Annotated in this window: 29 protein-coding genes; 14 read left to right on the top strand and 15 right to left on the bottom strand. The window is 57.4% G+C overall.

Annotation, left to right across the window (positions count from 1 at the left end; all coding sequences use genetic code 11):
* The first annotated feature begins 22 nt into the window (after positions 1–22).
* Positions 23–553, top strand: coding sequence for a menaquinone-dependent protoporphyrinogen IX dehydrogenase (hemG, locus tag MKI83_RS10955; protein ID WP_241585864.1), 531 nt, complete (start codon positions 23–25; stop codon positions 551–553).
* Here the strand turns inward: hemG and MKI83_RS10950 are convergent.
* Entirely contained in the window at positions 550–1,053 is a 504-nt protein-coding gene (locus MKI83_RS10950; protein ID WP_241585862.1) for a rod shape-determining protein, read from the bottom strand. The genes hemG and MKI83_RS10950 overlap by 4 nt on opposite strands.
* An 8-nt stretch (positions 1,054–1,061) precedes the next feature.
* The gene (locus MKI83_RS10945) at positions 1,062–2,207 is read right to left on the bottom strand and encodes a sterol desaturase family protein (protein WP_241585860.1); all 1,146 of its coding nucleotides are present in this window, start codon (positions 2,205–2,207) and stop codon (positions 1,062–1,064) included.
* Between the two features lie 237 nt (positions 2,208–2,444).
* On the opposite strand from MKI83_RS10945, the gene MKI83_RS10940 reads away from it, so the two are divergent.
* Entirely contained in the window at positions 2,445–3,413 is a 969-nt protein-coding gene (locus tag MKI83_RS10940; RefSeq protein ID WP_241585858.1) for an alpha/beta fold hydrolase, read from the top strand.
* Here the strand turns inward: MKI83_RS10940 and MKI83_RS10935 are convergent.
* On the bottom strand, positions 3,401–3,787 hold the full coding sequence (locus MKI83_RS10935) for an MmcQ/YjbR family DNA-binding protein (RefSeq protein ID WP_241585856.1): 387 nt from the start codon (positions 3,785–3,787) through the stop codon (positions 3,401–3,403). The genes MKI83_RS10940 and MKI83_RS10935 overlap by 13 nt on opposite strands.
* Before the next feature lie 69 nt (positions 3,788–3,856).
* Here MKI83_RS10935 and MKI83_RS10930 point away from each other — a divergent pair, with 69 nt between their 5' ends.
* Positions 3,857–4,363: a DUF1993 domain-containing protein gene (locus MKI83_RS10930; RefSeq protein WP_241585854.1), complete on the top strand. Its 507-nt coding sequence runs from the start codon at positions 3,857–3,859 to the stop codon at positions 4,361–4,363.
* Here MKI83_RS10930 and MKI83_RS10925 read toward each other — a convergent pair.
* From MKI83_RS10925 to MKI83_RS10910, 4 genes are all read right to left on the bottom strand, one after another.
* Positions 4,360–4,752 carry a hypothetical protein gene (locus tag MKI83_RS10925; RefSeq protein ID WP_241585851.1) on the bottom strand — a complete coding sequence of 131 codons (393 nt, stop codon included), beginning with the start codon at positions 4,750–4,752 and terminating at the stop codon, positions 4,360–4,362. The genes MKI83_RS10930 and MKI83_RS10925 overlap by 4 nt on opposite strands.
* Positions 4,753–4,781: 29 nt before the next feature.
* Complete coding sequence (gene yihG, locus MKI83_RS10920) at positions 4,782–5,678, bottom strand: 1-acylglycerol-3-phosphate O-acyltransferase, YihG family (protein ID WP_241585843.1); 897 nt, start codon at positions 5,676–5,678, stop codon at positions 4,782–4,784.
* 61 nt (positions 5,679–5,739) lie between these two features.
* Complete coding sequence (pta, locus tag MKI83_RS10915; protein WP_241585835.1) at positions 5,740–7,884, bottom strand: phosphate acetyltransferase; 2,145 nt, start codon at positions 7,882–7,884, stop codon at positions 5,740–5,742.
* Complete coding sequence (locus tag MKI83_RS10910; RefSeq protein ID WP_241585833.1) at positions 7,877–9,082, bottom strand: acetate kinase; 1,206 nt, start codon at positions 9,080–9,082, stop codon at positions 7,877–7,879. Before MKI83_RS10910 ends, pta begins: the two co-directional genes overlap by 8 nt.
* Positions 9,083–9,327: 245 nt before the next feature.
* Here MKI83_RS10910 and MKI83_RS10905 point away from each other — a divergent pair, with 245 nt between their 5' ends.
* Both MKI83_RS10905 and MKI83_RS10900 read left to right on the top strand, forming a co-directional pair.
* On the top strand, positions 9,328–9,810 hold the full coding sequence (locus tag MKI83_RS10905; protein WP_241585831.1) for an FKBP-type peptidyl-prolyl cis-trans isomerase: 483 nt from the start codon (positions 9,328–9,330) through the stop codon (positions 9,808–9,810).
* A gap of 15 nt (positions 9,811–9,825) precedes the next feature.
* Positions 9,826–10,308: a glutathione peroxidase gene (locus MKI83_RS10900; RefSeq protein WP_241585829.1), complete on the top strand. Its 483-nt coding sequence runs from the start codon at positions 9,826–9,828 to the stop codon at positions 10,306–10,308.
* Positions 10,309–10,395: 87 nt separating this feature from the next.
* On the opposite strand, the gene MKI83_RS10895 is transcribed toward MKI83_RS10900, so the two are convergent.
* A complete protein-coding gene (locus tag MKI83_RS10895; protein ID WP_241585827.1) occupies positions 10,396–11,577 on the bottom strand; it encodes an acetyl-CoA C-acyltransferase in 1,182 nt (393 codons plus the stop codon).
* A 223-nt stretch (positions 11,578–11,800) separates the two neighbouring features.
* Here MKI83_RS10895 and MKI83_RS10890 point away from each other — a divergent pair, with 223 nt between their 5' ends.
* From MKI83_RS10890 to MKI83_RS10880, 3 genes are all read left to right on the top strand, one after another.
* Positions 11,801–13,483 (top strand): fatty acid--CoA ligase, encoded by a 1,683-nt coding sequence (locus tag MKI83_RS10890; RefSeq protein WP_241585826.1) that lies wholly within the window; start codon positions 11,801–11,803, stop codon positions 13,481–13,483.
* Between the two features lie 250 nt (positions 13,484–13,733).
* Positions 13,734–15,725: a DUF1302 domain-containing protein gene (locus MKI83_RS10885; RefSeq protein WP_241585824.1), complete on the top strand. Its 1,992-nt coding sequence runs from the start codon at positions 13,734–13,736 to the stop codon at positions 15,723–15,725.
* Positions 15,726–15,798: 73 nt separating this feature from the next.
* Positions 15,799–17,166: a DUF1329 domain-containing protein gene (locus MKI83_RS10880; protein ID WP_241585822.1), complete on the top strand. Its 1,368-nt coding sequence runs from the start codon at positions 15,799–15,801 to the stop codon at positions 17,164–17,166.
* 83 nt (positions 17,167–17,249) lie between these two features.
* Here MKI83_RS10880 and MKI83_RS10875 read toward each other — a convergent pair whose 3' ends face one another.
* From MKI83_RS10875 to MKI83_RS10860, 4 genes are read right to left on the bottom strand one after another with little or no spacing between them, the layout of a single operon-like run.
* On the bottom strand, positions 17,250–18,068 hold the full coding sequence (locus tag MKI83_RS10875) for an SDR family oxidoreductase (protein ID WP_241585820.1): 819 nt from the start codon (positions 18,066–18,068) through the stop codon (positions 17,250–17,252).
* 21 nt (positions 18,069–18,089) lie between these two features.
* Entirely contained in the window at positions 18,090–18,551 is a 462-nt protein-coding gene (locus MKI83_RS10870) for a multidrug transporter (protein WP_241585810.1), read from the bottom strand.
* A 2-nt stretch (positions 18,552–18,553) separates the two neighbouring features.
* Positions 18,554–19,333: a peroxide stress protein YaaA gene (gene yaaA, locus MKI83_RS10865; protein WP_241585808.1), complete on the bottom strand. Its 780-nt coding sequence runs from the start codon at positions 19,331–19,333 to the stop codon at positions 18,554–18,556.
* A 49-nt stretch (positions 19,334–19,382) separates the two neighbouring features.
* The gene (locus tag MKI83_RS10860; protein ID WP_241585806.1) at positions 19,383–19,601 is read right to left on the bottom strand and encodes a hypothetical protein; all 219 of its coding nucleotides are present in this window, start codon (positions 19,599–19,601) and stop codon (positions 19,383–19,385) included.
* 201 nt (positions 19,602–19,802) lie between these two features.
* Between MKI83_RS10860 and MKI83_RS10855 the strand changes: the two genes are divergently transcribed.
* Positions 19,803–20,495 (top strand): lipopolysaccharide kinase InaA family protein, encoded by a 693-nt coding sequence (locus MKI83_RS10855; RefSeq protein WP_241585796.1) that lies wholly within the window; start codon positions 19,803–19,805, stop codon positions 20,493–20,495.
* 47 nt (positions 20,496–20,542) lie between these two features.
* Here the strand turns inward: MKI83_RS10855 and MKI83_RS10850 are convergent, their stop codons facing one another.
* Together MKI83_RS10850 and MKI83_RS10845 are read right to left on the bottom strand one after the other, a co-directional pair.
* Complete coding sequence (locus MKI83_RS10850; RefSeq protein WP_370867390.1) at positions 20,543–21,049, bottom strand: L,D-transpeptidase family protein; 507 nt, start codon at positions 21,047–21,049, stop codon at positions 20,543–20,545.
* 77 nt (positions 21,050–21,126) lie between these two features.
* Positions 21,127–21,684, bottom strand: coding sequence for an NUDIX hydrolase (locus MKI83_RS10845; protein WP_241585793.1), 558 nt, complete (start codon positions 21,682–21,684; stop codon positions 21,127–21,129).
* Between the two features lie 128 nt (positions 21,685–21,812).
* Between MKI83_RS10845 and MKI83_RS10840 the strand changes: the two genes are divergently transcribed.
* From MKI83_RS10840 to MKI83_RS10820, 5 genes are read left to right on the top strand one after another with little or no spacing between them, the layout of a single operon-like run.
* Positions 21,813–22,418, top strand: coding sequence for a CoA pyrophosphatase (locus MKI83_RS10840; RefSeq protein ID WP_241585791.1), 606 nt, complete (start codon positions 21,813–21,815; stop codon positions 22,416–22,418).
* A gap of 5 nt (positions 22,419–22,423) precedes the next feature.
* Entirely contained in the window at positions 22,424–22,945 is a 522-nt protein-coding gene (locus MKI83_RS10835; RefSeq protein ID WP_241585789.1) for a gamma carbonic anhydrase family protein, read from the top strand.
* Entirely contained in the window at positions 22,942–23,145 is a 204-nt protein-coding gene (locus tag MKI83_RS10830; protein WP_241585786.1) for a DUF1289 domain-containing protein, read from the top strand. Before MKI83_RS10835 ends, MKI83_RS10830 begins: the two co-directional genes overlap by 4 nt.
* Before the next feature lie 9 nt (positions 23,146–23,154).
* Positions 23,155–24,336, top strand: a complete 1,182-nt coding sequence (gene purT / locus MKI83_RS10825; RefSeq protein ID WP_241585784.1) for a formate-dependent phosphoribosylglycinamide formyltransferase — start codon at positions 23,155–23,157, stop codon at positions 24,334–24,336.
* Positions 24,333–25,055, top strand: a complete 723-nt coding sequence (locus tag MKI83_RS10820) for an SGNH/GDSL hydrolase family protein (RefSeq protein WP_241585782.1) — start codon at positions 24,333–24,335, stop codon at positions 25,053–25,055. The genes purT and MKI83_RS10820 overlap by 4 nt, the downstream gene beginning before the upstream one ends.
* Here MKI83_RS10820 and MKI83_RS10815 read toward each other — a convergent pair.
* Entirely contained in the window at positions 25,045–26,346 is a 1,302-nt protein-coding gene (locus MKI83_RS10815; protein ID WP_241585780.1) for an HlyC/CorC family transporter, read from the bottom strand. The two genes, MKI83_RS10820 and MKI83_RS10815, sit on opposite strands and share 11 nt — an antisense overlap.
* Positions 26,347–26,359 lie beyond the last annotated feature (13 nt).

Raw genomic sequence — 26,359 nt, 5'->3', positions numbered from 1 at the left:
GAATTATTTGGGAGGGCAATTGATGACTAGGTTTCTATTGCTTTACTCCACCACCGACGGCCATACGCGCCACATAGCTGAGTTTATGGCCAAGCATTGGCAGGCGGCGGAGCATGACGTCAGTGTGCAGGATGTATCGCTGCCCTTGCGTTATGACTTGGCCGCTTTTGACTGGGTGGTGCTCGGTGCCAGTGTGCGCGGCGGGCGCCATCAGGTGTTTGCCAGTGATTTTGCCGCCGCTAATCTTGAGCAGCTGCAGCGCATGAAGTCGGCTTTTTTTTCAGTCAATTTGCAAGCGCGTACGCCGCCGAAAGACACCCCTGAAGGCAATCCGCATCTGCAGCAGTTTTTGCAAAGCACGCCTTGGCGGCCAGATCATGTCGGCGTGTTTGCCGGCAAGCTAAACATGCAGCGCTATCGCTGGAAAGATCGCCTGATGGCCATGAGTGCGATGTGGGCTTCAGGCGAGCATGTCTGGCCTTGGAGTGTGCGTGAGTACACGGACTGGGCGGCGGTAACCGCCTTTGCAGATGCTTTGCTGGCGCAATCTTAATCATCGCGCCAGTTTGGGTGGGCACGCTTAAGCTCGGCTAAATCAAAGCGTTCGGCGCTGAGCACTTCGCCCTGATACAACATCATGTCCTTGGCGCCAGCGCACAGCGTTAGCTCGCGCAAGCAGCGTCGCTCAATCTGTGTCAGGCCGCCTTCGGTGTTGGCCATTGGGTGAATGATCAAGAAAGGCGGCGACTTGAGAAACCCTTTGGGGTAGATGGCTTGTACAGCCAGCTTGAATAACGTTTCCGCGTGGGAAAAGTTAGAAAGCAAAGTGCGCGGGTGACTGAAGGGGCTGATCACCGTGTGGTGTGCAGCGGCCTTCTGCCGTGCGGCATGGCCAAAGCCCACGATACGTGCTTTGGCTTGGCTGTTATCGACGACTAAGACGGCTTCATCCTCTAACACGGCATTGTTGGTGAGGTTGCGCAGCACGATTTTGTCAGGCCAGATCTGCAGATACAGGGTGGTGTTTAGGTGGCTAAGTAGGTGCTTGAGCATGAGCGTGATCAACTGTTCGGCTGGTGCTTGGGCTTTTGTAGCCAGCATTTAAACGGATAGAGAAACTGACCGATTATGCCCGCAGGGATCGGGTCGTTCACCGTGCCGTAAGTGCTGGCCAGTGGTCCCGGCATGTAGGTGGTGCGAAAGATCACATCGTAAATCGGCAAGAAGCCGGCGTAGTTTTTGTCGATGGCCGCCTCTTCTGAAGAGTGGTGCCAGTGGTGGAACTCGGGCGTGGCCAATATCCAGCGTAATACCGGGAAGCGTAAGCGCAGGTTGGCGTGAATAAAAATCGCGTGAAACGAGATAAACACCAAATACGCGTACACCGCCGAAGGGGCAAAGCCGAGCACAAAAATAGGCAGGTAGCCGACCAGTCGATTGGTCAGAATCTCTAGCACGTGCAGGCGTGATGAGGCGAGCCAGTCCATGTGGGTGGTGGAGTGATGAACGGCGTGAATCTTCCACAGCGCCGGCACCTCATGCATGGCGCGGTGTATCCAGTAGGTGCCGAAGTCGACCACCAGTAAGATGGCAATAAACTGCAACCAAATGGGCTGTGCAGCGACCCACTTTTGCAGCTCCCACGTGGTGCTTTCGTGCAGCAGAACTTGCACCGGAATGATGGTGAAGAAGCTGATCAGTTGTAAGCCCAAATGGCTGAACATGAAGTATTTAAGGTCGGTGATCCAACCCGGGCGAAAGACTTTTTGCGCGCGCTCTTTGCTGAACAAGCGCTCCAGCGGGATGAAAATGAGCGCCAGCACAATCAAGGTCAGGATGAAGTAATCCAGTCCCACGTACAGGCCACGGGTGTTGATGTCGGGCGCTTCAATTTTGCCCGAGCCAATCAAGGCCGCGAGGGTTGCCAGCAGCATGCCGAGTACGCCGTAGCGAATCGACTCGTGGCGCATCATCGACAGTAAGCCGCAGCCAAAGCCAATGGCGATGCTGATGTGCAGGCTTGTGCGCAGCACGTCGAGGTTATAAAAGCCGCGAAAGTCGGGGGTGGTGAATAGCTCTGGCCAGATAAAACACACGGCGGCCAGCAGCGACAGCAGGCCTAAGCTGACCGACAGGGCGGCGCTGGTTTTGCCTTGGCCAGGCGTGAGGTCGACGTTTTCGTAGCGGTTGCGTAGGCGTTGGCTCATAACAAGTCCTTGTGAAGGTAACGATCCCTGTGCTGGCCTGTTGCGGGGCGGCAGGCCGAGCGCGGCGCACATTATGCTGATTTATGACGCTGCTTGCGCGGGCCTGCGGCACACTCTGATTTCGTGTCGCATGGCGGCGGGCACCACTAGGCGCATTCGTGCATTGAATAAGAGGGGCGCTTGGGGCGTCCCTTTTTCTATAGTGCAGACTTACAGACATTGCGCATGAGGCACGCTATGCACGGATTCGATCATCAGCTACTTGAGGTCAACGGGATTACCTTGAGCCTGTATAGCGCAGGCCCAGCGCAGGGTGCGCCAGTGTGGTTGCTGCATGGTTTTCCCGAGTGTTGGTACAGCTGGCGTCATCAAGTAGCGCCATTGCTGGCGGCGGGGTATCGCGTGTTTCTGCCAGAGATGCGTGGTTACGGTCAGACCAGCGCGCCGCGTGAGCCCGAGGCTTACGCTCTGTTTACGATTGGTGATGATATTCGTGCGGCGTGGGACGCCTTGGGTCAGCAGCAGGTGGCGCTGATCGCGCATGACTGGGGCGCGCCAGTGGCGTGGCAGCTGGCGTTGCGCGAGCCGCAGCGGGTGCAAGCGTTGGTCGCGATGGCGGTGCCTTATGGCGGGCGGCCTAAACTGCCGGCGACCACCATCATGCGTAAGCTGTACGCCGAGCGCTTTAATTACATTCTGTATTTTCAGGACATAGGCGTTGCCGAGGCGGAGATGGATGCTGACATCGACCGCACCCTGCGCTTAATGCTGCATAGCCTGAGCGGCGCGGTGGCGAAAGACTTCTTTGTGCAAGAGAAACCCGTCAATGCACGTTTGCTCGATGGCCTGCAGGCCTCAGCTGAACTGCCAGCGTGGTGTGAGCCACAAGCCTTTGCCCAATACCGCGCCACCTTTGCCGGGCGCGGCTTTTACGGAGCGCTGAACTGGTATCGCAACTTTGAGCGTAATTGGGCGCAAAGCGAAGGGTTGGCTGAGGCTAAGGTCGAGCAACCGGCGCTGTTTTTACTCGGCGACAAAGACCCGGTCGGCACGCTGGAGGCCTACACCCTGCAACAAATGCCGCATTGGGTACCGCGCTTAGAACAGCATCTGATTGCCGATTGCGGTCACTGGCTGCAAAGCGAGCAGGCCGAGGTCGTGAACAAGCACTTGCTGGGTTTTCTCGCGCGCCATTATCCCGCCTGATCAGGGCGGTTACAGACATTAGTGGACTCGTCTAGCAGCAAGCCTGCTTGGCGAATCTTCGGTAGCTTGCGCACCACCAGCTGGTGCGAGCGAGTCAGGCAGGCGCGTAGTTCATCCTCACCCATGGCAAACGGCGCTGGCAGGCTCACCCAATGGGCGCGGGCTAAATACGGTGCAGGGCGAATGCCGGGGCGATCGGTGAAGCCGAGGAACAAATCGGCACCAACTTTAAAGGCCAGCTCGCCGCCTAAAAAATCGACGATGGCAAACATCTTGGTTTGGGCGATGGAGAAGACCCGATTACTGCCCCATTTGTAGTCTTCACGGGCGCCAGGCAGGCTGAGGCAAAACTCGGCGATTTCGTCAGGTGTCATGGTGCTGCACTCGTCGGGGGATGGGCTAACCTTAGAGGCCTAACTTCTCTGTTCGCAAGGAACGTGATCATGTCACTGTCGATGTATCAGGCCTCGGTGCCGATGTTTATCCATATGCTGCAGGCCAGTAGTGCGATTTTGGCTAAGGCCAGCGCGTGGGCGGAAGAAAAGCAAATCGCGCCTGAGGTGCTGCTTAACGCGCGCCTTGCGCCGGATATGTATGCCCTGCCTAAGCAAATTCAAATTGCCACCGATGTGGTCAAAGGCTGTGCGGCCCGCTTGGCCGGCGTGGAGATACCCAGCTATGCCGATGACGAAGCCAGTTTTGATGAGTTGCAGGCGCGCATCAGCAAAACCATCGCTTTTTTACAGGCGTTTACGCCGCAGCAGATTGATGGCAGTGAAGGGCGCAGCATTGAGCTGAAGTTGCCTAACTTGCAGCTCAGCCTAACGGGGCAGGAGTATTTGCTGGGCTTTGTGCAGCCCAATGTGTATTTCCACTTGAGCACCGCCTACGCCATTTTGCGCCATAACGGGGTGCCGCTCGGCAAGATGGATTTTCTCGGTCGAGCTTAGTCGGCGTCAGTCGGGGGTAGGTAATGCTGCAAGGTGCTGCGCAAGCTGTCACTGAGTTGCGCGCGGCACAGTGACTCTTGCAGGTTGTGTTCGCCGTGGGTTTCGCTCATCGAGCGACAGAACGCACTGCGAAAGCGCGCCCAGTGCAGTAGCGCTTCTTTAAGGTTGGTGTCTGCGCTGGCGCCATCGGGGCCTGGCGTGGTGGGGGCTTGGGCGAGCAAACGGTTGATGTCCGCCTGCAGCTCGGGCTCGCCGCTGAGCCAAGTGCCGAGCATGCTTTGCGCGTACTCGGCTTGGGATACCGCGTGAGCGCCGCACGGCAGCAAGGCCACGGCTGCCAGTGTCAGGCCCAAGCCCCAGTGTCGTGTGAGTGATCTGTGGCTTGGCATGGCTGGCGCTCCTGCGTTTAACGCGGCGGTTAAGGGTGGGCTTTGAGCTGCTCTAGCTGCGCGTCTTTGGCTTCCCATAGGCCGTTCACCCATTGCTGAAAGCGCAGGCGATAGGCTTCGTCACGGTCATAACGCTGGCCAATAAACTCGGCCGGAATCGGGGTGAGTTCGGCGCGTACCACCACTTTACGCACCCGGCCGCAGAGCAAGTCCCAGAAGGTGGGTACGCCGTCTGGGTAGTAAATGGTTGCGTTGACCATGCCTTGTAGCTGATCGCCCATGGCGTCGAGCACAAAGGCAACGCCGCCGGCTTTAGGCTTGAGCAGGTGCTTAAAAGGTGATTGCTGGCGTGCGTGTTTAGCTTCAGTCAGGCGCGTGCCTTCAAGAAAGTTAAACACCGCCACAGGGTTAGTGCGGAACTTGTCGCAGGCCTTGCGGGTAGTGTCCAAGTCGGTGCCGGCTTTTTCTGGGTGCTTAGCCAGATACGCCTTGCTGTAGCGCTTCATAAAGGGGAATTCGAGCGCCCACCAACACAGGCCGATCACCGGTACCCAGATTAGCTCTTGTTTTAAGAAGAACTTCAAAAACGGAATGCGCCCCAAGCATTGGTTTTGCAGCACCAAAATATCCACCCAGCTCTGGTGGTTGCTGGTGATCAGGTAGGAGTGCTGGAGGTCGAGGGTTTGCAGGCCTTGGGTATCAAACTCGGTGGGGCCAACGGCGTTCATCCACGCATTGTTGATGCGAATCCAGCTATTGGCGATCCACGTCATGATGGTGCGGCAGTGTTTTTGCACGAAGACCAATGGCAGCAGCAGCTTGAACAGGGACAAGCTCAGCAGGGGCACAAAACAAAAAATGGTATTCACTGCCAACAGTAGGGCAGTAATCACACCGCGAACCGGTGCGGGTAAGACAGACAGCATAAACATCCCCTCACAGAACCAGCCCAGCGGGTGACCGCTGGGCTAGGGCTAAGGGCCGCTGTCAGACTTGGGGGCTGGCGGCCTGTATCGCCGTGAGGGCGATGGTGTAGACAATGTCATCCACCAGCGCGCCGCGCGACAGGTCATTCACCGGCTTGCGCAAGCCTTGCAGCATGGGCCCAACACTGATGCAGTCGGCACTGCGCTGCACCGCTTTATAGGTCGTGTTGCCGGTGTTGAGGTCGGGGAAGACGAACACAGTGGCGCGTCCGGCGACTGGGCTGTTCGGTGCTTTTTGCCGCCCCACACTGGCAATGGCAGCCGCATCATACTGCAAGGGGCCATCGATCAGTAGCGCCGGATTTGCTTCGTGGGCTAGGCGCGTGGCCTCGCGCACTTTTTCCACTTCGGCCCCGCTGCCGCTGGCGCCGGTGGAGTAGCTGATCATTGCTACGCGTGGGTTAACGCCAAAGGCGGCGGCGGAGGAGGCGCTTTGTAAGGCGATTTCTGCCAGCTCCTTCGCGTTGGGCTCCGGGTTCACGGCGCAGTCGCCGTAGACCAGCACTTGCTCAGGCAGCAGCATAAAGAACACCGACGACACCAAGTTGAAGCCGGGGGCAGTTTTGATCAGCTGCAGGGCCGGGCGAATGGTGTTGGCGGTGGTGTGGATGGCGCCGGAAACCAGCCCGTCGACCTCATCCAAGGCCAGCATCATGGTGCCCATGACCACGGTATCTTCCAGTTGTTGCTCGGCCATCGGTGCGTTGAGACCTTTGTGCTTACGCAACTCGACCATGGGGCCGATGTACTGCGGGCGAATGGTATCGGGGTCGAGAATTTCCAGACCAGGCGGAATCTCCAAACCTTGCGCGCGGGCCACCACTGCCACTTCTTCGGGCTTGGCCAGCAACACGCAGCGGGCAATGCCGCGGGTTTGGCAGATGATCGCCGCTTGCACGGTGCGCGGCTCGTTGCCTTCAGGCAATACGATGCGCTTGTTGGCGGCTTGCGCGCGTTTGACCAGTTGATAGCGGAACGCCGCCGGCGATAAGCGCAGTTCGCGATCGGTGCCGCAGCGCTGGCGCAGCCATTCGTGATCGATATGACTGGCGACGAACTCGGTGACTTTCTCGGCGCGCTCGCGGTCGTCCACCGGGATTTCTTTGTTCATCCGGTTGAGCGTGGTGGCGGTGTCGTAGCTGTTGCTCTGCACCGACAAGATCGGCAAGCCGGTTTTAAGCGCCGGCATACACAAATCGACAATGTTCTGGTTCGGCGCAAAGTCGGTGGTCAGCAGCACGCCGGCCAATGGCACACCGTTTTGCGCGGCCAAGGCGCTGGCCAGAAGCACGTCATCCCGGTCGCCCGGAGTCACGACTAAAGTGCCCGGCTGTAAGACCGGCACAATATTGGCCACGGTGCGCGCGCACAGCGAAATACGCTTCACGCGGCGTTGTTCACGCTCACCGGCATTGAGCCAGCGTGCGCCGATCAGCTTGCCGACATCTAAGGTGCGCGGGGCGTTGAGCTCGGCCTGCCACGGAATGCAGCCAATCAGGTGGAAGTTGTCATGGCGCAGCAGTGACGAGTGCGCCTTGAGTTGCTCGGTGAAGGCGGCAATCGCCTCTTCATCGGCCTGCGCGGCGACGCTGCTGTCGGCAGAGGTGAGCAAGTCGGCGTCTAAGCGCACTTTGTTGAGGATTACGCCGAGCACTTTCGGGTCGCTGGGGCCGCCAAATAGCTGCGCTTGAATCTCGATGCGGTCGGCCATTTCCTCCAGTGACTCTTCATCTTGCGCCGAGACGAGGATGACTTCGGAGTCGAGCGTACTGGCCAAGTGGTAGTTAAAACGTGCGGCGTAGGTGGCATGACGGGTGGGCACCATGCCCTCGACGATCACCACGTCGGCGCCTTCGGTGGCCTCTTGGTACAGGCTGACCACCTCTTCTAGCAATTCATCGAGATGGCCATCGCCGAGCATGCGCTCGACCTTGGACAAGCTCAGCGAACGCGGCGGGGTGATGCCCTGCATGCGTGCGATCAGCTCGCTAGAGCGCTCGGGGCCATCGTCGCCGGGGTGCGGTTGCGCGATGGGCTTAAAGAAACGCACCTTGAGGCCGGCGCGATCCAGCGCGCGCACCATGCCTAAACACACCGAAGTTAAGCCCACACCAAAACCGGTGGGGGCGATGAAAAAGTTATGCATGAGCGGCTCCTTCAGGGGCGATCAGGCTGAGGGTGTCGAGAGCGATTTGCAGCTCTTCATTGGTCGGCACGACCAACACACGGGGGCTGCCAGCGGCTTGAATCTCGCCGGCAACGCCGCGCAAGCAGCGCAGGTTGTTGGCTTCATCCAATTGCAGGCCGAGTAAACGCAAGTGCTGCACGGTTTTGTCGCGAATCAGCGGTGAGTTCTCACCAATGCCGCCGGTAAAAATCAAACCATCCAGCTTGGGCAGCGCACAGGCCATGCTGGCCAATGACTTGGCGAGGCGGTAGCAAAACACCTCGATGGCCAGTTGGGCACCGGCGTGATCATTGCCGGCGGCTTCTTCTAAGGTGCGCATGTCGTTGGATAAGCCCGACAGGCCTTTTAAGCCGCTTTCGTTGTTGAGTACACGGGTGACTTCGGTCAGCGACCAACCCATCACGTTGGCCAAGTGCGCGTGCAGGTTAGGATCGACATCGCCGGAGCGGGTGCCCATCACCACGCCTTCCAGCGGGGTCAGGCCCATGCTGGTGTCGCGGCTTTGCCCGTCGACAATGGCGCAGGTCGAGCAACCATTGCCAAGGTGGGCGGTGAGCCACGCGCTGCTGTGGTAGTCCAGCTGGCACTGTTTGGCGGCTTCGGCGCTAACAAAACGGTGGCTGGTGCCATGAAAGCCATAACGCCGCACCGCATGTTGCTCGTACAGCGCCGCAGGAATGGCATAGCGGTAGGCGTAATCCGGCAGACTTTGGTGGAACGCGGTGTCAAACACCGCCACTTGCGGCAGGTCTGGGAACACCGCCAACGCGGCCTCAATACCCATCAAGTTGGCGGGGTTGTGCAGCGGCGCCAAGGGGATGGTGTCGCGAATGGCGTCGATCACGCTGCTATCGATCAAGCATGAGCCGGTAAAGGCTTCGCCGCCGTGCACCACTCGATGACCCACGCCATGCAAGCCCTCGACCGCCGCCGCTTGTACCAGCGGCAGCAACTCATTGAGCGCTTCACGGTGGCCGGCTTTGGCAATTGATTTGCTGTGCTTGCCGGCGGCGTCTTTCCAGCCTAATTGGGCTTCAAGGCTGCCTAGGCGTTCAGCCAGACCGCTGATGCGTGGTGCGCTCTCTTGATCATTGATCAGGGCGAATTTGAGCGACGAACTGCCGCCATTGATAACCAGAATGTTCTTACCCGTCATGCCGGGTGTTCCTCCAAATGACCTCGCCTGCCGGTGACTGGCAGGTGTGGGGTGAATTGTCCGCGCTAGCAGCGCTCAAGCGGCTGACTTCTATCAAGAAAAGCGTAGGCTGCGGGGTCGAAAATGCGGCAAAAGCGTAGCAAATGGTGTCAGTGAGTACGTTGTCACGCCCGCTCGGCTCGACGCTCCTTTCTCAACAGCCTAGACTAGGCTTTCATTTTGCTATTACTTCGAAGGTTGTTCCCATGCAGATTGCTGCCAACAGCGCCGTTTCTATTCATTACACGCTGACCAACGATGCCGGTGAGGTGCTCGACAGCTCCAAGGACGCCGAGCCGTTGGTGTATTTGCAAGGCGCCGGCAACATCATTGCTGGATTAGAAAACGCTCTGCTGGGCAAGCAATCTGGCGACAGCCTCAAGGTGTCGATTGAGCCTGCCGATGCTTACGGTGAGCAAGATGACAGCCTGATTGCTGAGCTGTCGCGCAACATGTTTGAAGGTGTCGATGAGCTGGCGGTTGGCATGCAGTTTCATGCTTCCGCGCCGGATGGCGGCCTGCAAATTGTCACTATCATTGGTTTAGATGGCGACAAAGTGACCGTGGACGGCAACCACCCGCTGGCGGGTCAGCGTCTGCACTTTGATGTCAACGTGGTTGAAGTGCGCGAGGCCACGGCGGATGAGTTGGCTCATGGCCACATTCACGGCGAAGGCTGCAGCCATTAATTGATCGAGGTGGGTATGTCGGCTTTGCATGCCATTACGTTAACGGCCATTGATGGCCAGCCGCTGCCGTTGGCGCAGTTCAAGGGTAAGCCCTTGTTGGTGGTCAATGTGGCCTCCGCGTGTGGGTTAACCCCGCAGTACGCTACGTTGCAGCAGCTGCACGCGCGCTTTGCCGATAAAGGCTTGGTGGTGCTTGGCGTGCCATGCAACCAGTTTGCTGGGCAAGAGCCAGGCACTGAGAGCGAGATCGCCACGTTTTGCGAAACCACTTACCAAGTGGGTTTCCCGCTGACCAGTAAGCTTGAGGTCAATGGCCCCGGTCGCCATGGCCTGTACACTTACTTGGCAGGCGAAGGCGCGCCGTTCCCCGGTGATATCAGCTGGAACTTCGAGAAGTTTCTGGTCAACGGGCAGGGTGATGTGGTGGCACGGTTTAGCCCGCGCACCACGCCGGATGATCCCGCGGTGATTGAGGCGATTGAGGCGTTGCTGGCCTAAATTACGGGTCTAAACAGCCCATCTCGACGCAGTAAAAAGCCCGTCAACCGCTGTGTGTTGACGGGCTTTTTGCTTTACGGATGCCTGTTACAGCAGCTCGATCGCCACAGCGGTGGCTTCGCCGCCACCAATGCACAGTGAGGCGACACCGCGCTTGCCGCCTTTTTTCTGCAGCGCGTTGATCAGCGTCAGAATGATGCGCGAGCCAGTCGAGCCAACAGGGTGGCCTTGTGCGCAGGCGCCGCCAAATACGTTGACCTTGGCGTGATCCAAGCCGTGCTCACGCATGGCTAGCATGGCGACCATGGCAAAGGCTTCGTTGATTTCGAACAGATCAACGTCGTCCTTGCTCCAGCCGGTCTTTTTAAACAGGTTGCTCATGGCGCCGATCGGCGCAATGGTGAACTCGCTCGGGTCTTGGCTTTGCGTGGCGTGGGCGACGATTTTTGCCACAGGCTGCAGGCCGCGCTTGTCGGCCTCGGCGGCGGTCATCAGTACCAACGCGCTGGCGCCGTCTGAGATCGAACTGGCGTTGGCGGCGGTGATGGTGCCGTCCTTTTTGAACGCTGGGCGCAGTGTCGGGATTTTCTCCAGATTGGCCGTTAACGGCTGCTCATCATCTTTCACCACCACGTCACCTTTGCGGGTGCTGACGGTCACGGTGATGATTTCGGCGTCCAGCAAGCCTTCTTTGATCGCCGTTTGGGCGCGCTTAAGTGACTCAATGGCGAACGCGTCCATTTCTTCGCGGGTAATGCCGTATTGTTCGGCGGTTTCTTGCGCGAAGGAGCCCATCAGGCGGCCGGTACGCGCGTCCTCTAAGCCGTCAAAGAACATGTGGTCTTTGATTTCACCATGGCCCATGCGTAATCCGGCGCGGGCTTTTTCCATCAGATAAGGCGCGTTAGACATGCTCTCCATGCCGCCTGCGACCATGACTTGATTGGTGCCGGCCTTGAGGCTGTCGTGCGCCAACATCACTGCTTTCATGCCAGAGCCGCACAGCTTGTTGATCGTGGTGCAACCCGCCGCGCTGGGAATGCCAGCATTCAGCGAGGCTTGCCGTGCAGGGCCTTGTTTTAGGCCGGCAGGCAGCACGCAGCCCATGATCACCTCTTGCACGTCATCACCGCTGATACCCGCGCGGTGCACGGCTTCACGAATCGCTGCCGCGCCAAGATCCACCGCGCCCACGGCACTGAGGCTACCTTGGAAGCCGCCCATCGGGGTGCGCGCTCCAGCAACGATGACAATAGTGTTATCAGACATTTCAACATTCCTCTCACAAAAAAAACGTAGGCTCGTGGCCATGGCTTGTTTTAAACGGCTGCGCGAGCAATAGCGTGGTGGATATTCTACGTGCGTGACCAAAATAGGTAAAACAGTCACAAATTGAAATAATGCTTTGGAGTGATGCCTCTCTGTAGCCATCGGCATACCGTGGCATAAACCCGATCAATTTCGTAAGACCGCGTCACCTTGGAGACTTTGGATGATCAAAACACGTGTATTGCCCCCTGCGCAGGAAGCCTATCAGTACCCTTTGCTGATCAAGCGCATCTTTGAATCCGGCATTCGTTACGAAGCGCAACGCGAAATCAGTTACCGCGGTGACAAGCGTTTCACCTACAGCCAGTTCGCAGAACGTGTTCGTCGCTTAGCCAATGTGCTGACCGAGGCGGGCGTGAAGCCGGGCGATACCGTCGCCGTGATGGATTGGGATAGCCATCGTTACTTAGAGTGCATGTTCGCCATCCCGATGATTGGCGCGGTGCTGCACACCCTGAACGTGCGCTTGTCGCCCGATCAGTTGCTGTACACCATCAACCATGCCGAAGATAAGCTGGTGATCATCAACGACGAATTCTTGCCGTTGTTCAAAGCCATCGAAGACAAAATGACCACCGTTGATAGCACGTTGCTGATCAGCGATGCCGGCAATACCACGGCAGATCTGCCGAACTTCAAAGGTGAGTACGAAACGCTGCTGGCGGCGGCTAATACCGCGTTCGACTTCCCCGATTTTGACGAGAACTCCGTCGCCACCACCTTCTACACCTCAGGCACCACCGGTAACCCTAAGGGCGTGTATTTCACCCACCGTCAGTTGGTGCTGCACACCTTTGCCCTGTGCACCAGCTGCGGTTCGTTCGATAACAACCGCCTGTTCGGCAGTAATGATGTGTATATGCCGATCACCCCGATGTTTCACGTCCACGCGTGGGGCATCCCTTACGCGGCGACCCTGATGGGCATCAAGCAGGTTTACCCGGGCCGTTATGAGCCCAACTTGCTGGCGCGCCTGATCAAAACCGAGAAGGTCACCTTCAGTCATTGCGTGCCGACCATTTTGGGGATGCTGCTCGGTGCCGACGAAGCCAAGGGGCACGATTTTGGCGGCATGAACATCATCATCGGCGGCAGCGCCCTGAATAAATCGCTGTACAAGCAAGCCAAGGCCGTTGGTATCCAGCTGACCGCCGCTTACGGTATGAGTGAAACCGGCCCTCTGATTTCCTTCGCCTACCTCAATGACCAAGTGCTGGCCGGCAGTGAAGACGAGCAAATCAGCTTCCGCGTGAAGGCGGGCATGCCGGTGCCACTTGTGGAAACGCGCATTATTGATGCCGAAGGTAACAGCCTGCCGCACGATGATAAGTCTCAGGGGGAGCTGGTACTGCGCGCCCCGTGGCTGACACAGGCTTACTTCAATGAACCACAAAAAAGCGCTGAACTGTGGGAAGGCGGCTGGCTGCACACCGGCGACGTGGCGGCGATCGACAGCATGGGTTATGTCGATATCCGTGACCGCATCAAAGACGTGATCAAAACTGGCGGCGAATGGCTGTCCTCGCTGGAGTTGGAAGACTTGATCTCTACCTGCGAAGGCGTGCGCGAAGTCGCTGTGATTGGCCTGCCAGACCCGCAGTGGGGCGAGCGCCCTTATGCCGTTATCGTGGCCAAAGACGGTGCCAACATCACCGCGCAAGTGATCAAAGAGCACCTCGCACCCAGCGTTGAAGCGGGCGTGATCAACAAGTGGGGGATTCCCACTCAGATCGCCGTTGTTACCGAAATCCCCAAGACCAGCGTGGGCAAGTTGGATAAGAAACGCATCCGCGTGGACATGACCAGCTGGAAAGAGCAGAACAGCCCGTTCCTCTCAACGCTATAAACGCGTAAAGCCCGCGTCATCCGGCGTCTGCAGCCTTTTTTGGGGGGCGGGCGCTTTTTTTTGCCTACCCAAAACGCAGCTGGCGCAGTAATTGCGTAATCACTCCTTAGCCGGCGCAAGAGGGGTGCGCAGCGGCTGCGCCGTGCGCATTGGGGGATATTTCATCCTTTGGAGTGATTAAGACACCGCGCATGCCTCGCTTATAGTCGGACTACCGATAAAAACAACATCCATAACTGGAGTAGCGTCGATGACACAAGCAACACCGACCTGGCGTTTGGCCAAGCTGCCATTAGCCGTAGGCCTTGCCACTGCCCTGTCTGCACCAGCAGCCATGGCGGTTAACTTCAACATCGGGGAAATCGAAGGTCAGTTCGACTCACAGCTGTCTGTGGGTGCGAGTTGGGGTATTCGTGGTGCCGATAAAGACTTGATTGGCGTTAACAACGGCGGTCGTGGTCTGTACCAAACCACCGACGATTCGCGTCAAAACTTCAAGCAGGGTGAAACCTTCTCCAAAATTTTCAAAGGCATCCATGACCTTGAGCTGAAGTACGGTGACACCGGCGTGTTCCTGCGTGGCAAGTACTGGTATGACTTCGAGCTGAAGGATGAGAGCCGCACTTTTAAAGACATCGACGACCACAACCGCAAAGAAGGCGCCCAAGCCTCCGGCGCTGAGTTGTTAGATGCCTTCGTTTACCACAACTATGATATTGGCGGCCTGCCGGGTAGTGTGCGCCTAGGTAAGCAAGTAGTTAGCTGGGGTGAGTCCACCTTTATCTTTAGTGGTATTAACGCCGTTAACCCGGTTGACGTTGCTGCCTTTCGCCGTCCTGGTGCGGAAATTAAAGAAGGTTTGATTCCGGTTAACATGTTCTATGTTTCCCAGAGTCTGACCGACAACTTGTCTATGGAACTGTTCTACCAGCTGGACTGGGAGCAAACAGTTGTTGATAACTGCGGTACTTTCTTTGCGCAAGCCGATATCGTCGCTGATGGCTGTGATGAGAACCTAGCACTGTTGAGCCCCCGCGGTGGTGAGTTAGCCAATCAGGCGCTAAACGCAGGTGCTTTTGCAGGTTTATACGGGGTCAATGGTGTAGTAGATCCGGGTCAGTACGGTGTTGATTATACTGATGAAGGCAATATTGTCGCTCGTGGCAGTGACCGTGACGCTCGTGACGACGGTCAATGGGGTGTTGCTTTTCGTTATTACTTCGAACCAGTTAATACTGAGTTCGGCGCATATTTTATGAATTATCACAGCCGTAACCCTATTTTTAGTGCTCAAGGCGCGAGTCAGAGTGTTTATGATGCCGCTGCGGTAACTGGTGTTGCTGTCGGTAGTGGTGCGCTGGGGGCGGGTACGGCAAGTAGTTCTTTAACTAGTGCTTTGGCAGTAACTGCGGGAAACGCAAATTATTTTATTGAGTATCCAGAAGATATAAAACTATACGGTTTAAGCTTTGCGACTACTTTGCCCACAGGTACAGCGTGGTCGGGTGAGCTAAGCTATCGTCCCAACGCTCCTGTGCAATTAAGTACAACGGATATTTTATATGCTGCTGCAACGCCATTGGCTGGAATGTCTGTTCTTACAGGCGGCGGACCTGTATCTCCATTCGGTGCCTTGGCTAACGCCTCGTTGCTGAGTGCTACTCCAGGTCAAGACTTGCATGGTTATCGTCGTAAAGAAGTTACTCAGTTGCAAACCACCTTTATTCATTTCTTTGATCAAGTGATGGGGGCTAGTCGTTTAAACTTAATTGGTGAAATTGGCTGGACTCATGTTGGTGGCCTCGAAAGTAAGAGCGATGTTCGCTATGGCCGCGACTCAATTTTCGGGCCTGGCGAGCTTCCAGCAGGCACATGCCAAGCACTTAACGCTAACACCTTAGCTACTGGCTCTCAGAATAACGTTTCAAAGTACTGTGACAGTGATGGTTTTACCACGGCTAACTCGTGGGGTTATCGCGCACGTGCTATCTGGGAATACAACGACGTTTACGCCGGTATTAACCTAAAGCCTAGCCTGTCTTGGTCGCACGATGTCGAAGGCTTTTCTCCAGGCCCTGGCGGTAACTTCGAAGAAGGCCGTAAGGCTGTCAGTATCGGTCTGGACGCCGATTACCTGAACACCTACACCGCCGGTGTTTCATACACCGATTTCTTCGGTGGCGATTACAACACGCTGGTTGACCGCGATTTCGTGTCGGTCAACTTCGGTATGAGCTTCTAATAAAAAGTGCCAAAGCGGGTTGCTGTGCAGCCCGCTTGCCCCTCTTGATTGTGCTTACAAGGAAAATAACAAGATGAGCGTACACAAGCAGATTCTGCAGGGCGGTGCCTTCGCGCTGTCGCTGCTGGCCACCAGCGTTATGGCCGCTGTATCACCGGCGGAAGCCGAGAAATTAGGCACCAGCCTGACGCCTGTCGGTGCTGAAAAAGCTGCCAACGCCGATGGCTCTATCCCCGAGTGGACCGGCGGCCTGGCAGCTAATGCGGGCACTGAAGACAGCAAAGGCTTTCTGAGCGATCCGTTCGCCAGCGAAAAGCCGCTGTACACCATCACTGCCGCCAATGCTGATCAGTACAAAGACAAGCTGTCTGCAGGCCAGCTAGCGCTGTTCAAGCGTTATCCTGAAACCTACAAGATGAATATCTACCCAACCCATCGCTCGGTGACTTACCCGCAAAATATCTTGGATCAAACCAAGCAGAACGCGGTCAACACCAAGCTGGTCGGCGGCGGTAACGGTCTGGAAAACTTCGTTGAAGGCGTGACCTTCCCGATCCCCGCTAACGGCATGGAAGTGGTGTGGAACCACATTACTCGTTACCGTGGCGGCTCGATCCAGCGCTTCATCACCCAGATGGCGGTGCAGAGCAACGGCAGCTACTCGCCGGTAGTGTTCCACGACGAGTTTACGTTCCGTGCAAACTTGAAAGGCGTCGATACCAGTAAAGCCAGTAACGTGATGTTCTACTTCAAGCAACGCGTAACAGCGCCTTCGCGTTTGGCCGGTAACGTGCTGCTGGTTCACGAGACCATCGACCAAGTTAAAGAGCCGCGCTTGGCGTGGGTGTACAACGCCGGTCAACGTCGCGTTCGTCGTGCGCCGCAGGTGGCTTACGATGGTCCGGGTACCGCGGCTGACGGCCTGCGTACGTCGGATAACTTCGACATGTACAACGGTGCTCCCGATCGTTACGACTGGAAACTGGTAGGCAAAAAGGAGCTGCTGGTTCCCTATAACGCCTACAAGCTGGATAACCCGAACCTTAAGTACGACGATATCGTCAAAGCAGGTCATTTGAACCCTGAGCACCTGCGCTATGAGCTGCACCGTGTGTGGGAAGTCGAAGCGACCCTTAAGTCTGGCCAGCGTCACATCTACGCCAAGCGTCATTTCTTCTTCGACGAAGATACTTGGCAGGCATCGGTGATCGACCATTACGATGGCCGTGGCAGCTTGTGGCGTGTGGCTGAGTCGCATGCCCAGTACTACTACAACAAGCAGATTCCTTGGTACACCGCCGAAACCCTGCACGACCTGCAGAACGGCCGTTACTTGGTGACTGGCTTGAAAAACGAAGAATCGAAGAGCTACGACTTCGACTACAAGGCCTCCGAGGCGGACTACACCCCGGCAGCGCTGCGTAACGCAGGTATCCGCTAAGTTTTACTTGGCGAGCTAAAACGGCCCTTCGGGGCCGTTTTTTTATGCCCAGTTAAACGGCAATAAAGGTGCGGCCTGGCCGCTTATAGCCCGAAATGCCGGCGTAGCAGCAAGTCGCGCAGGGCGCGTGGCACCCAACGGGCGATCCACGGTAATGCCCAGCTGCCGTTGCCGATGCGTAACACGGCCGGTGGTGTTGCTTGCTGGCTAGCTTTAAGTACGGCTTGCGCAAGTTGCGTGGCAGGCGTGGGCTGATCTTGCGAGGCGTTGGCGCGGGCGCGAATGCCTTCACGAAAGGGCCACCAGGGTGAGTCTTCACGGATCAGTTGTTCAGCCGCTTGGCTGCTGCTGGCGCCAAATTGCGAGGCAATCGCCCCAGGTTGAACCTGCATCACCCGAACACCCAGCGGTGCTAATTCTAAACGCAGCGCATCTGAGAGCGCATGCAGTGCCGCCTTGGAGGCGCAGTACGCGCCGGCAAACGGTGTGGTGAGGTAGCCCGAAACACTGCCGATATTAATCACCAAGCCCTGTGATTGCCGCAGTAGCGGCAACAGGCTGCGGGTGAGGCTAATCGGTGCGGCGCAGTTGACGATGAACTGCTGCTGCAAGCGCTCGGCGGGTAGATCCAGCAGCGGCCCCATGATGCCAATGCCGGCGTTGTTGATGAGTACATCCACGCGTCCTTCAAGGCTGGCGATTTGCTCGGCGAGCGCATCGAAGGCTTGGTGGTTTTGTACATCTAAGATCACCGAACGGATATTGGTGTCACGCAGGGCTTGCTGGTCGGTTTCACGGCGTACCGTGCCCCAGACGCGGTAACCCGAGCGGCTAAAAGCTAATGCCAACTCTCGCCCAATACCGCTGGAGCAGCCTGTGATTAAAGCAACGGGTGGGCGCATGGTGGCATCCTTGTCGGTGGGTTAGTCGGCAAACGTGGCGTGCAGTTGGTGCGCCTGATAACTCAATTGTGTGGGGTTAACCCCGTCGCGTAGGCGCGGTAAGGGCAGGCAGGCTTGCCATGTTTTACCGCTAGCCAGGCCTTGGCTCAGGCGGAAATGGCCGCGCGGTAGGCGCTCATTGGTGAGCTCGATACCTTGGCCTTGCTGTTCGGCACTGATTTGCCACGTCAGCGCTAACAGGGTGTGATCGCTTTGGTTGTTCAGCGCTGTGCGCAGAGGTTGCTCAGGCGGGCACTCGGCACTCCATGAGAGGTGCAGCATAAGGCGCGCGGTTTGTTGGGTGTGGCGGTGATCAAGCCAGAGCACGCTGCCGGCAATACTGAATAAGACCAACAGCGCTGCCAGCGATATAGGCAAGGCGCGGGCCGGAAAGCGCAGCAATAAGATCAGCCAGCCCAGCGCAAGAACGGCACCAATCCACATGGTTAGGCCTCCACGCTATCGCGTAAAAACACCAGCGTATCGACGCTGGAGTGCTCGGGGCTGAAATAGTACCCCTCGGCATTGAAGCTTTGTAGGGCTTCTGGCGCGGTAATGCGCTCGGTGATGACGTAGCGCGCCATTAGGCCGCGCGCCTTTTTGGCGTAAAAGCTGATGATTTTGTATTGACCGTTTTTAAAATCACGAAATTCGGTATTGATGATGCGAGCTTTGAGTGTCTGCTTTTTAACTGCGCTGAAGTATTCGTTGGAGGCGAGGTTTAGCAGAATATTATCGCCCTGCTCATCTAAGGCGTGATTAAGCCATTGGCTGATTTGGTTGCCCCAAAAGGCATACAGGTCTTTACCGTTGGGATTGGCCAGCTTGGTGCCCATTTCCAGACGATACGCTTGCATCAAGTCTAACGGGCGCAGTACACCGTAAAGGCCAGAAAGTATGCGCAGGTGGCGTTGGGCGAAGGTTAGGTCTTCGTCATTAAGGCTGGCGGCGTCGAGACCGGTGTATACGTCGCCATTAAAGGCCAGCAGAGCAGGCTTGGCGTTGCTCGGCGTGAAGGGTTGGTGCCACTGGGCGTAGCGCGCGGCATTTAGGCCGGCCAGTTTGTCGGACAGCTTCATCAGCTGGGCTATCTCCTGCGGCGCTAACTCACGCAGCAGGTTGATCAAGTCTTGGGCTTGCGCCAGATGTTCAGGCTGGGAAAAACGGTCGGTGTGTGGGGCCGTGGTGTAATCCAAATTCTTGGCCGGTGAAAGCACCATCAACATAAGCAAACTCCTCTTCTGGCTTGATCATACCAGTGTGGAGTTGCACAGGTTAAAGCCCTTGTAGTCCTGGCCCTTGGGTGAGGGCAAACAGTAACAGCATGCCTTGGTCGTCCGGCTGCAACTCAGGCTCGGCGTGACGCGCGCTTGGGGGCAAGAGGCAGTAACCAAGGCTGGCCTGTGGATCAATCGGTTTTGGCCAAGCCGCTAACACGGCGGATAACAGCATGCCGCCAACGAGAGTCAAACCTATAGTTAATTCTGGTTTCATCGCCCAACTCCTTGAAAGTGCTGGTGAATCACAGGCTTTACTCTAGTGCTATCTGTGCGTGTGCGATGCTTTTCCGACCAGCGGTTATGTGCGGTGTTGATGTTGAGCTAGTGCGTTGGTCTTGTCGGCTGCAATTAGGGGGATGTTGCGTTAGGGTTAGATGAGATAGGTAATCTAATAATAAAAAGATAAAGGTATTTTATGAGCTATGCAGTCTCAGCTGGCAGCCACGGTTCAAGTTTTGAGCGTTGGTGGTCGGCCCCCGGTGAGTGGGTGGAAGAGCCTAACCAGCGTCGCGATGGCTTGAGCGGTGTAGTACGTCATAAGGCGCGTGATGGGGTGCTTTACATTAAACGTCAAGAAGGGCACACGTTTCGTTCGCTGCGTTTCCCTCTGGGGCGGCCAACTGCGTTGCGTGAATACCAAGCCTTAGCTGCGTTTGAGCAAGCCGGCGTGTGCGTGCCGCATGTGCGTTTCTTCGGTGTGCAGCAGGATGAGCGGTGGAAGGCGGTCATGGTGACTGAGGCGCTGGCGGAGGGCTTTGTTAGCTTGGAGGACTTCTACCGTGAAACGCCTGAGCCTAGCCCGCCACAGCAGCAGGCGCTGCTTAAGGCGATAGCGCACATGCTGGCGCGTATGCACCGAGCGGGCTGGCAGCATGCAGGTTTGTATGACAAGCACCTGTTTGTGCGCTTTAAAGGTCAGGGTGATGCCTTAACGGCTGAAGCGGCTACGCTCGATCTGGAACGGGCTCGCAAGCGATTAACCCAGCTGCAAGCGGCTAAGCATGACCTGCGGCAGCTGAAGCGGCGAGTCATGCAGTGGGGCGCGGCCGACTGGGCAGTGTTTACGCCGGCCTATGAGCAAGCCTTTGGCCGTAAAGTCGCCATATAAGCCGTCTCGTTGAAAGTCGCCTCTTTTATAAGTAGTGACCTACGAGCTTAAGGGCGGATCTCGATCAGGGTGCCGTCTTTAACGCGGCGCCATAGATCGCGCATGTCTTTGTTGGTCAGCGCGATGCACCCTTCGGTCCAATCCAGCGTGTGGAAATACCACTCAGGGTATTCCTCGTCCACCGGTGTGCCGTGCAGCATGATCATGCCGCCTGGGCGCACGCCAAGCTCTTTCGCCTTAGCAAGGTCGCGGCTATTGGGGTAGGAGATATGCATCGACAGGTTGTAGTTGTCGCTAGGTTTGCGCCAGTCGATCCAATAGAAACCTTCGGGCGTGCGCCTGTCACCTTCTTGCACTTTGGCCCCTAAAGGCTGCTTGCCGAGTGAGACACGGTAGCTTTTGATCACTTTGCCACGACTGATTAAGTGCAAACGGCGTTCGCTTTTTTCTACCAGTACCTTGTCGATAAAGCTGGATGAGTCGCGGCTGCTGGCTAGGCTGGCTTGCACAGGCAACACTGCCGCTAGAGCAGCGGCTAACAACAGCAACGCTATGCGTGAATAAGAGTGCGAAGTGGTTGCGGTAATAGCGGTAAACCAAGGCAAGCAGCGGGACATTAACGCGTTCACTCTTATACGGCAGGGGGGCTTGGCTTTTGCCAGCGGGTAATGGCTTCGTTGCGGATGGGGTAGTGGGCATGTTGCCGATCCGCGAAGTAGCATTCTAAGGTGCGGCCGATGGTGGGGAAAGCCAGTTCCGACCAGGGAATCTCATGTTCGTGAAATAAACGCACTTCTAAGCTTTCTTCGCCACTTGCAAAGCGCCCATTGACCAGTTCGGCGCGGAAAAACATATACACCTGATGGATGTAGGGCAGATCAAACAGGGTGTACAGCTCAAGGCTGGCTACTTCAGCACAGGCTTCCTCGCGGGTTTCGCGAGCAGCGGCCTCGGCGAGGGTTTCACCGTTTTCCATAAAGCCTGCCGGTAATGTCCAAAAGCCACGGCGTGGCTCGATGGCGCGGCGACACAGCAGCACTTGCTCGCCATAAACAGGCAGGCAGCCGGCGATGATGCGCGGATTCTGGTAATGAATGGTCTGGCATTCAAGGCACACAAAGCGTGGGCGGTTGTCCCCCTCGGGGATGCGCTGGCTGACGCCGGCGCCGCACTGGCTGCAAAACTTCATGGTTCACCTTGTGTCTTGGGCGTTATGCCCATGTTGGGCGCAGAGCGGCGTAGCCTGCAAGTCGGATGATGGGCTTGGGCGCTCTGGGCAATCATGCAATCATGCAGGTATACGTGAAGGACATCAGCATGCTTGAGCATTTGCGCGCCACCATGCGCACCCTAGAGCCGCGCCGCATTGATTTGCCACACTTGCCTGAGGCAGCCGTTCTGGTGCCGATTATCTGTGGCGCCGAGCCGTCGCTGATCCTCACGCAGCGCGCCGATAGTTTGACCACTCACAGTGGTGAGGTGGCGTTTCCCGGCGGGCGGCGTGACCCGGAAGATGCAGACTTAATCGCCACGGCGCTGCGCGAAACCTACGAAGAAATCGGCTTGGCGCATGCGCAGGTAGAGGTGCTGGGCACCCTCGGTGCTTTGGTGTCACGTTTTGGTTTGCGCGTGACGCCGGTGGTTGGTTTGGTGCCGCCGGCGCTGCCGCTGGTGCCTAGCGAGGCGGAAATTGCGCATGTGTTTGAAGTGCCGCTGGCGTTTTTTCGGGATGACCCGCGCGAGCTCACCCATCGCATCGATTACTTAGGACAAAGCTGGTACGTGCCCAGTTATACCTTTGATGGTTTTCGCATCTGGGGGCTGACCGCGATCATGATTGCTGAGCTAACCAACGTGCTGTACGGCGCCACCATTGATTTGCATCAGCCGCCAGCAGCCCATGACATCATTCACTTGAGGTAAATCGCATGAAATACCGTCTTGGCCAAGCGGCCGTGGAATGCCATCCCGATAGCTGGATTGCACCCAGTGCCGATGTGATCGGCAAGGTTAAATTAGAAGAAGGCGCCAGCGTTTGGTTTAACGTGGTGCTGCGCGGTGATAACGAATTGATCCACATCGGCAAGCACAGCAATGTGCAAGATGGCAGTGTGATGCACACCGATATGGGTTATCCGCTGACCTTAGGGCAGGGCGTCACCATCGGTCATAAAGCCATGCTGCATGGCTGCACCGTGGGCGATTACAGCCTGATTGGCATCAATACGGTGGTGCTCAATGGCGCCAAGATTGGCAAGCACTGCATTATCGGCGCAAATGCGTTGATCCCCGAAGGCAAGGAAATTCCAGACGGCTCATTGGTGATGGGCTCGCCTGGCAAGGTAGTGCGCGAGCTCAGCGAAGGGCAGAAGAAAATGCTCGAGGCCAGCGCCGCGCACTATGTGCATAACGCGCAGCGCTACGCCCGCGAGCTGGCGAACGACGAATGAGCGTGCTGCCGGTGAAGTCACCTTGCGTGTCCGTGTGTGCGCTGGATGACGACAATATCTGTATCGGCTGCCAGCGCACCGGTGAAGAAATCACCCGCTGGGGGCGCATGAATAACGATGAAAAGCGTGCCGTGTTACGCCTGTGTCACGAGCGCACCTTGGCGCGTGGTCAGTTTTTGGCGACGCCAACCGCACGATAAGGAACGAAGATGCCAACTCTTGGGACGCCGCTGAGTGCGAGCGCAACGCGTGTTTTACTTTGTGGCAGCGGCGAACTGGGCAAAGAGGTGGCGATTGAGCTCCAGCGCTTAGGCGTTGAGGTGATCGCGGTTGACCGTTACGCCAATGCCCCGGCGATGCAAGTGGCGCATCGCAGTCATGTGATCAATATGCTCGATGGCGCAGCGCTGCGTGCGGTGATTGAGCAAGAGCAGCCGCACTACATCGTGCCGGAAATCGAAGCCATCGCCACCGCGACCTTGGTAGAGCTGGAGTCTGAGGGTTACACCGTCGTGCCCACCGCGCGCGCGGCGCAATTGACCATGGATCGTGAGGGGATTCGGCGCTTGGCGGCTGATGAGTTGGGCTTGCCGACTTCACCGTATCGCTTTGCCGATGATTTGCCTGCGTATCAAGCCGCGGTCGCGGCACTAGGTTTTCCGTGTGTGGTTAAGCCGGTAATGAGCTCCTCGGGCAAAGGACAGAGTGTGTTGCGCAGCGCTGATGACATGCTGCCAGCCTGGGAATATGCCCAAGCGGGCGGTCGCGCGGGGCAGGGGCGGGTGATTGTCGAGGGTTTCATCGATTTTGATTACGAAATCACCCTGCTGACGGTGCGTCACCGCGATGGCACTTGTTTTTGTGCCCCAGTTGGCCATCGCCAAGTGGGTGGCGACTATCACGAGTCTTGGCAGCCACAAGCCATGAGCGCGGTGGCGCAGGCAGAGTCTGAGCGTATTGCTGCGTGCATTACCGAGGCACTGGGTGGGCGCGGCTTGTTTGGTGTCGAGCTGTTTATCAAGGGCGATCAGGTGTGGTTTAGCGAGGTTTCACCGCGCCCGCACGATACCGGTATGGTGACTTTGATTTCGCAGGATTTATCCGAGTTTGCCCTGCACGCACGAGCGATCTTAGGCTTGCCGATTCCGCAGATTCGTCAGTTGGGGCCCGCCGCTTCAGCGGTCATTTTGGTTGCGGGACAATCCGAACAGGTGAGCTTCGGCAACTTGGCGGCGGCGCTGGCCGTGCCCGACACCGCGTTGCGTTTGTTCGGTAAGCCTTACGTTAATGGTGAGCGTCGCATGGGGGTTGGGCTGGCGCTGGCCGATGATATTGAGCAGGCGCGGGCCAAGGCGCGGCAGGTGGCGACTCAGGTGAGCGTTACGTTATGACGTGGTTATGGTGGGCGTCGCTGCTGGCGAGCCTGCCGATCAGTTTGCCGCAAGCGCTGTGGACCAAGCGCACCGCTTTGCGCTTGCCGGAGGCAGCAGGCCCGCAAACGGGTGTGGCCGGGCAGGCGTTGGCAGGCCAGCCTTTTCGCTTGTTGGTATTGGGTGAGTCGCCCGTCGCGGGCGTGGGCGTTGAGTCGCAAGCCCACGCGATAACGGGGCAGCTAGCGCAGGCGCTGAGTGCGCACTTGCAGCGCCCGGTGGCTTGGCGCGCGCTGGGTAAAAACGGCATCACTGCAAGGCAGGCGGCGGTGGAGCTGCTGCCGCAGGTGCAAGACGATTACGATCAAATTTGTCTGGTGTTCGGGGTTAACGACACCACGCACTTCAGCTCGCTGAGGGCTTGGCAGCAAGGGATGGATTGCCTTATCAGCGGTTTGGCTGCGCGCAGCGCCGCACCGATCTGGCTAACGGCCGTGCCGCCGTTACAGCACTTTCATGCCTTGCCGTGGTTGTTGCGGCAGTTATTGGGTTGGCGAGCACACTTGCTCGATCGCGCCTTGCAGCGCTTGGTCGTGCGCCGAGATGCTGTGCATGTGAATGCCGAGGTGCCGTTTAGTGGGGCGTACTTGGCGCGTGACGGCTACCACCCTTCGGCGCTAGGCGCCCAAGTGTGGGCGCAAGCGCTGATGCAACAGGTGGCGTCTAGGCTTACTCGCTAGCTTCGCTGGGGGCGTGCATTTGTTTGGCGGGCGTGTTGCGTAGCTCCCAAACGCGCACATTGCGCACGCGGTTATCGGCCACTTGCAGGATTTCCATGCAGTACGGGCCAACCCGTAAGCACACGTTGTTGTCGGGGATTTGCTCTAGCGCTTCGGTGATTAAGCCATTGAGCGTTTTCGGCCCGTCGCTGGGTAAGTGCCAGCCCAAGGTTTTGTTAACGTCGCGAATGTTGGCGCCGCCGTCGATCACTTGGGTGCCGTCTTCTTGCGGGTGAATATCGGGGTTGCGCAGCGCGTCTTGGTTGCTGAATTCGCCGACGATTTCTTCCAGCAAATCCTCCAAGGTCACAATGCCAATCACATCGCCGTATTCATCCACGACAATGGCGATGCGGCGCTTTTGCTTTTGAAAGTTAAATAGCTGGGTCGAGAGTGGTGTGCTCTCGGGGACGAAATACGGCTCATGGCAGGCTTCGAGCAGCGACTCTTTATCGAGTTGGTTGCGTGTCAACAGGCGCGCAATTTGGCGCATGTGGATGATGCCTTCGACATGGTTGATGTCGCCGCGATACACCGGCAAGCGCGTGTAGGTCGTGGTGCGCAACAGGGTGATGATGCGGTCCATGTCGTCATTGAGGTCGATGCCAAACACCTCATTGCGCGGGATCATGATGTCGTTCACCGACACCTTTTCGAGATCCAAAATCCCTAAGAGCATGCTCTGGCGATTGGCCGGTAACTCATGGCCGGACTCATCGACGACCGTGCGTAGTTCTTCGGCGGAGAGGCTGTCTTTAGCCTTGGCTTTGGTGTCTACGCCGAATAAGCGCAGCAGGCCATTGCTGAGGAAGTTGGCCAGCCACACCACGGGATACAGTACACGCTGCAAAAAAGTCAGCACGATAGAGGCAGGAAACGCGACGGCCTCAGGGCGCAAAGCGGCCAGGGTCTTTGGTGTGATCTCACCAAAAATCAGTACCGCCACGGTCAACATGGCGGTGGCAATGGCGATGCCGGCTTCGCCCCACAGCTGCACCGCAATCACGGTCGAGATGGAGGCGGCGAGAATGTTGACGATGTTGTTGCCGACCAAGATGGTGCCGAGCAAGCGGTCAGGCCGCTGCAGCAGCGCGTGCGCGCGCTTGGCACCAGCGTGCCCTTCGTTGGCCATGTGTTTTAGGCGGTAGCGATTAAGACTGAGCATGCCGGTTTCGGAGCTCGAGAAAAAAGCAGACAGAGCCAAAAGCAGAATCAGCAAGCCGATCTGCAAGGCGGGGTGAAGTTCGTTCACCGTGGGTAATTCC

This window comes from Atopomonas sediminilitoris (assembly GCF_022601735.1).
GTDB classification, from domain to species: domain Bacteria; phylum Pseudomonadota; class Gammaproteobacteria; order Pseudomonadales; family Pseudomonadaceae; genus Atopomonas; species Atopomonas sediminilitoris.
This window is presented reverse-complemented; position numbering and strand designations above follow the sequence as displayed.

Coding starts and splice junctions, on each gene's coding strand:
- hemG (WP_241585864.1), top strand. CDS start 23: ATGACTAGGTTTCTATTGCTTTACTCCACCACCGACGGCCATACGCGC.
- MKI83_RS10950 (WP_241585862.1), bottom strand. CDS start 1,053: ATGCTCAAGCACCTACTTAGCCACCTAAACACCACCCTGTATCTGCAG.
- MKI83_RS10945 (WP_241585860.1), bottom strand. CDS start 2,207: ATGAGCCAACGCCTACGCAACCGCTACGAAAACGTCGACCTCACGCCT.
- MKI83_RS10940 (WP_241585858.1), top strand. CDS start 2,445: ATGCACGGATTCGATCATCAGCTACTTGAGGTCAACGGGATTACCTTG.
- MKI83_RS10935 (WP_241585856.1), bottom strand. CDS start 3,787: ATGACACCTGACGAAATCGCCGAGTTTTGCCTCAGCCTGCCTGGCGCC.
- MKI83_RS10930 (WP_241585854.1), top strand. CDS start 3,857: ATGTCACTGTCGATGTATCAGGCCTCGGTGCCGATGTTTATCCATATG.
- MKI83_RS10925 (WP_241585851.1), bottom strand. CDS start 4,752: ATGCCAAGCCACAGATCACTCACACGACACTGGGGCTTGGGCCTGACA.
- yihG (WP_241585843.1), bottom strand. CDS start 5,678: ATGCTGTCTGTCTTACCCGCACCGGTTCGCGGTGTGATTACTGCCCTA.
- pta (WP_241585835.1), bottom strand. CDS start 7,884: ATGCATAACTTTTTCATCGCCCCCACCGGTTTTGGTGTGGGCTTAACT.
- MKI83_RS10910 (WP_241585833.1), bottom strand. CDS start 9,082: ATGACGGGTAAGAACATTCTGGTTATCAATGGCGGCAGTTCGTCGCTC.
- MKI83_RS10905 (WP_241585831.1), top strand. CDS start 9,328: ATGCAGATTGCTGCCAACAGCGCCGTTTCTATTCATTACACGCTGACC.
- MKI83_RS10900 (WP_241585829.1), top strand. CDS start 9,826: ATGTCGGCTTTGCATGCCATTACGTTAACGGCCATTGATGGCCAGCCG.
- MKI83_RS10895 (WP_241585827.1), bottom strand. CDS start 11,577: ATGTCTGATAACACTATTGTCATCGTTGCTGGAGCGCGCACCCCGATG.
- MKI83_RS10890 (WP_241585826.1), top strand. CDS start 11,801: ATGATCAAAACACGTGTATTGCCCCCTGCGCAGGAAGCCTATCAGTAC.
- MKI83_RS10885 (WP_241585824.1), top strand. CDS start 13,734: ATGACACAAGCAACACCGACCTGGCGTTTGGCCAAGCTGCCATTAGCC.
- MKI83_RS10880 (WP_241585822.1), top strand. CDS start 15,799: ATGAGCGTACACAAGCAGATTCTGCAGGGCGGTGCCTTCGCGCTGTCG.
- MKI83_RS10875 (WP_241585820.1), bottom strand. CDS start 18,068: ATGCGCCCACCCGTTGCTTTAATCACAGGCTGCTCCAGCGGTATTGGG.
- MKI83_RS10870 (WP_241585810.1), bottom strand. CDS start 18,551: ATGTGGATTGGTGCCGTTCTTGCGCTGGGCTGGCTGATCTTATTGCTG.
- yaaA (WP_241585808.1), bottom strand. CDS start 19,333: ATGTTGATGGTGCTTTCACCGGCCAAGAATTTGGATTACACCACGGCC.
- MKI83_RS10860 (WP_241585806.1), bottom strand. CDS start 19,601: ATGAAACCAGAATTAACTATAGGTTTGACTCTCGTTGGCGGCATGCTG.
- MKI83_RS10855 (WP_241585796.1), top strand. CDS start 19,803: ATGAGCTATGCAGTCTCAGCTGGCAGCCACGGTTCAAGTTTTGAGCGT.
- MKI83_RS10845 (WP_241585793.1), bottom strand. CDS start 21,684: ATGAAGTTTTGCAGCCAGTGCGGCGCCGGCGTCAGCCAGCGCATCCCC.
- MKI83_RS10840 (WP_241585791.1), top strand. CDS start 21,813: ATGCTTGAGCATTTGCGCGCCACCATGCGCACCCTAGAGCCGCGCCGC.
- MKI83_RS10835 (WP_241585789.1), top strand. CDS start 22,424: ATGAAATACCGTCTTGGCCAAGCGGCCGTGGAATGCCATCCCGATAGC.
- MKI83_RS10830 (WP_241585786.1), top strand. CDS start 22,942: ATGAGCGTGCTGCCGGTGAAGTCACCTTGCGTGTCCGTGTGTGCGCTG.
- purT (WP_241585784.1), top strand. CDS start 23,155: ATGCCAACTCTTGGGACGCCGCTGAGTGCGAGCGCAACGCGTGTTTTA.
- MKI83_RS10820 (WP_241585782.1), top strand. CDS start 24,333: ATGACGTGGTTATGGTGGGCGTCGCTGCTGGCGAGCCTGCCGATCAGT.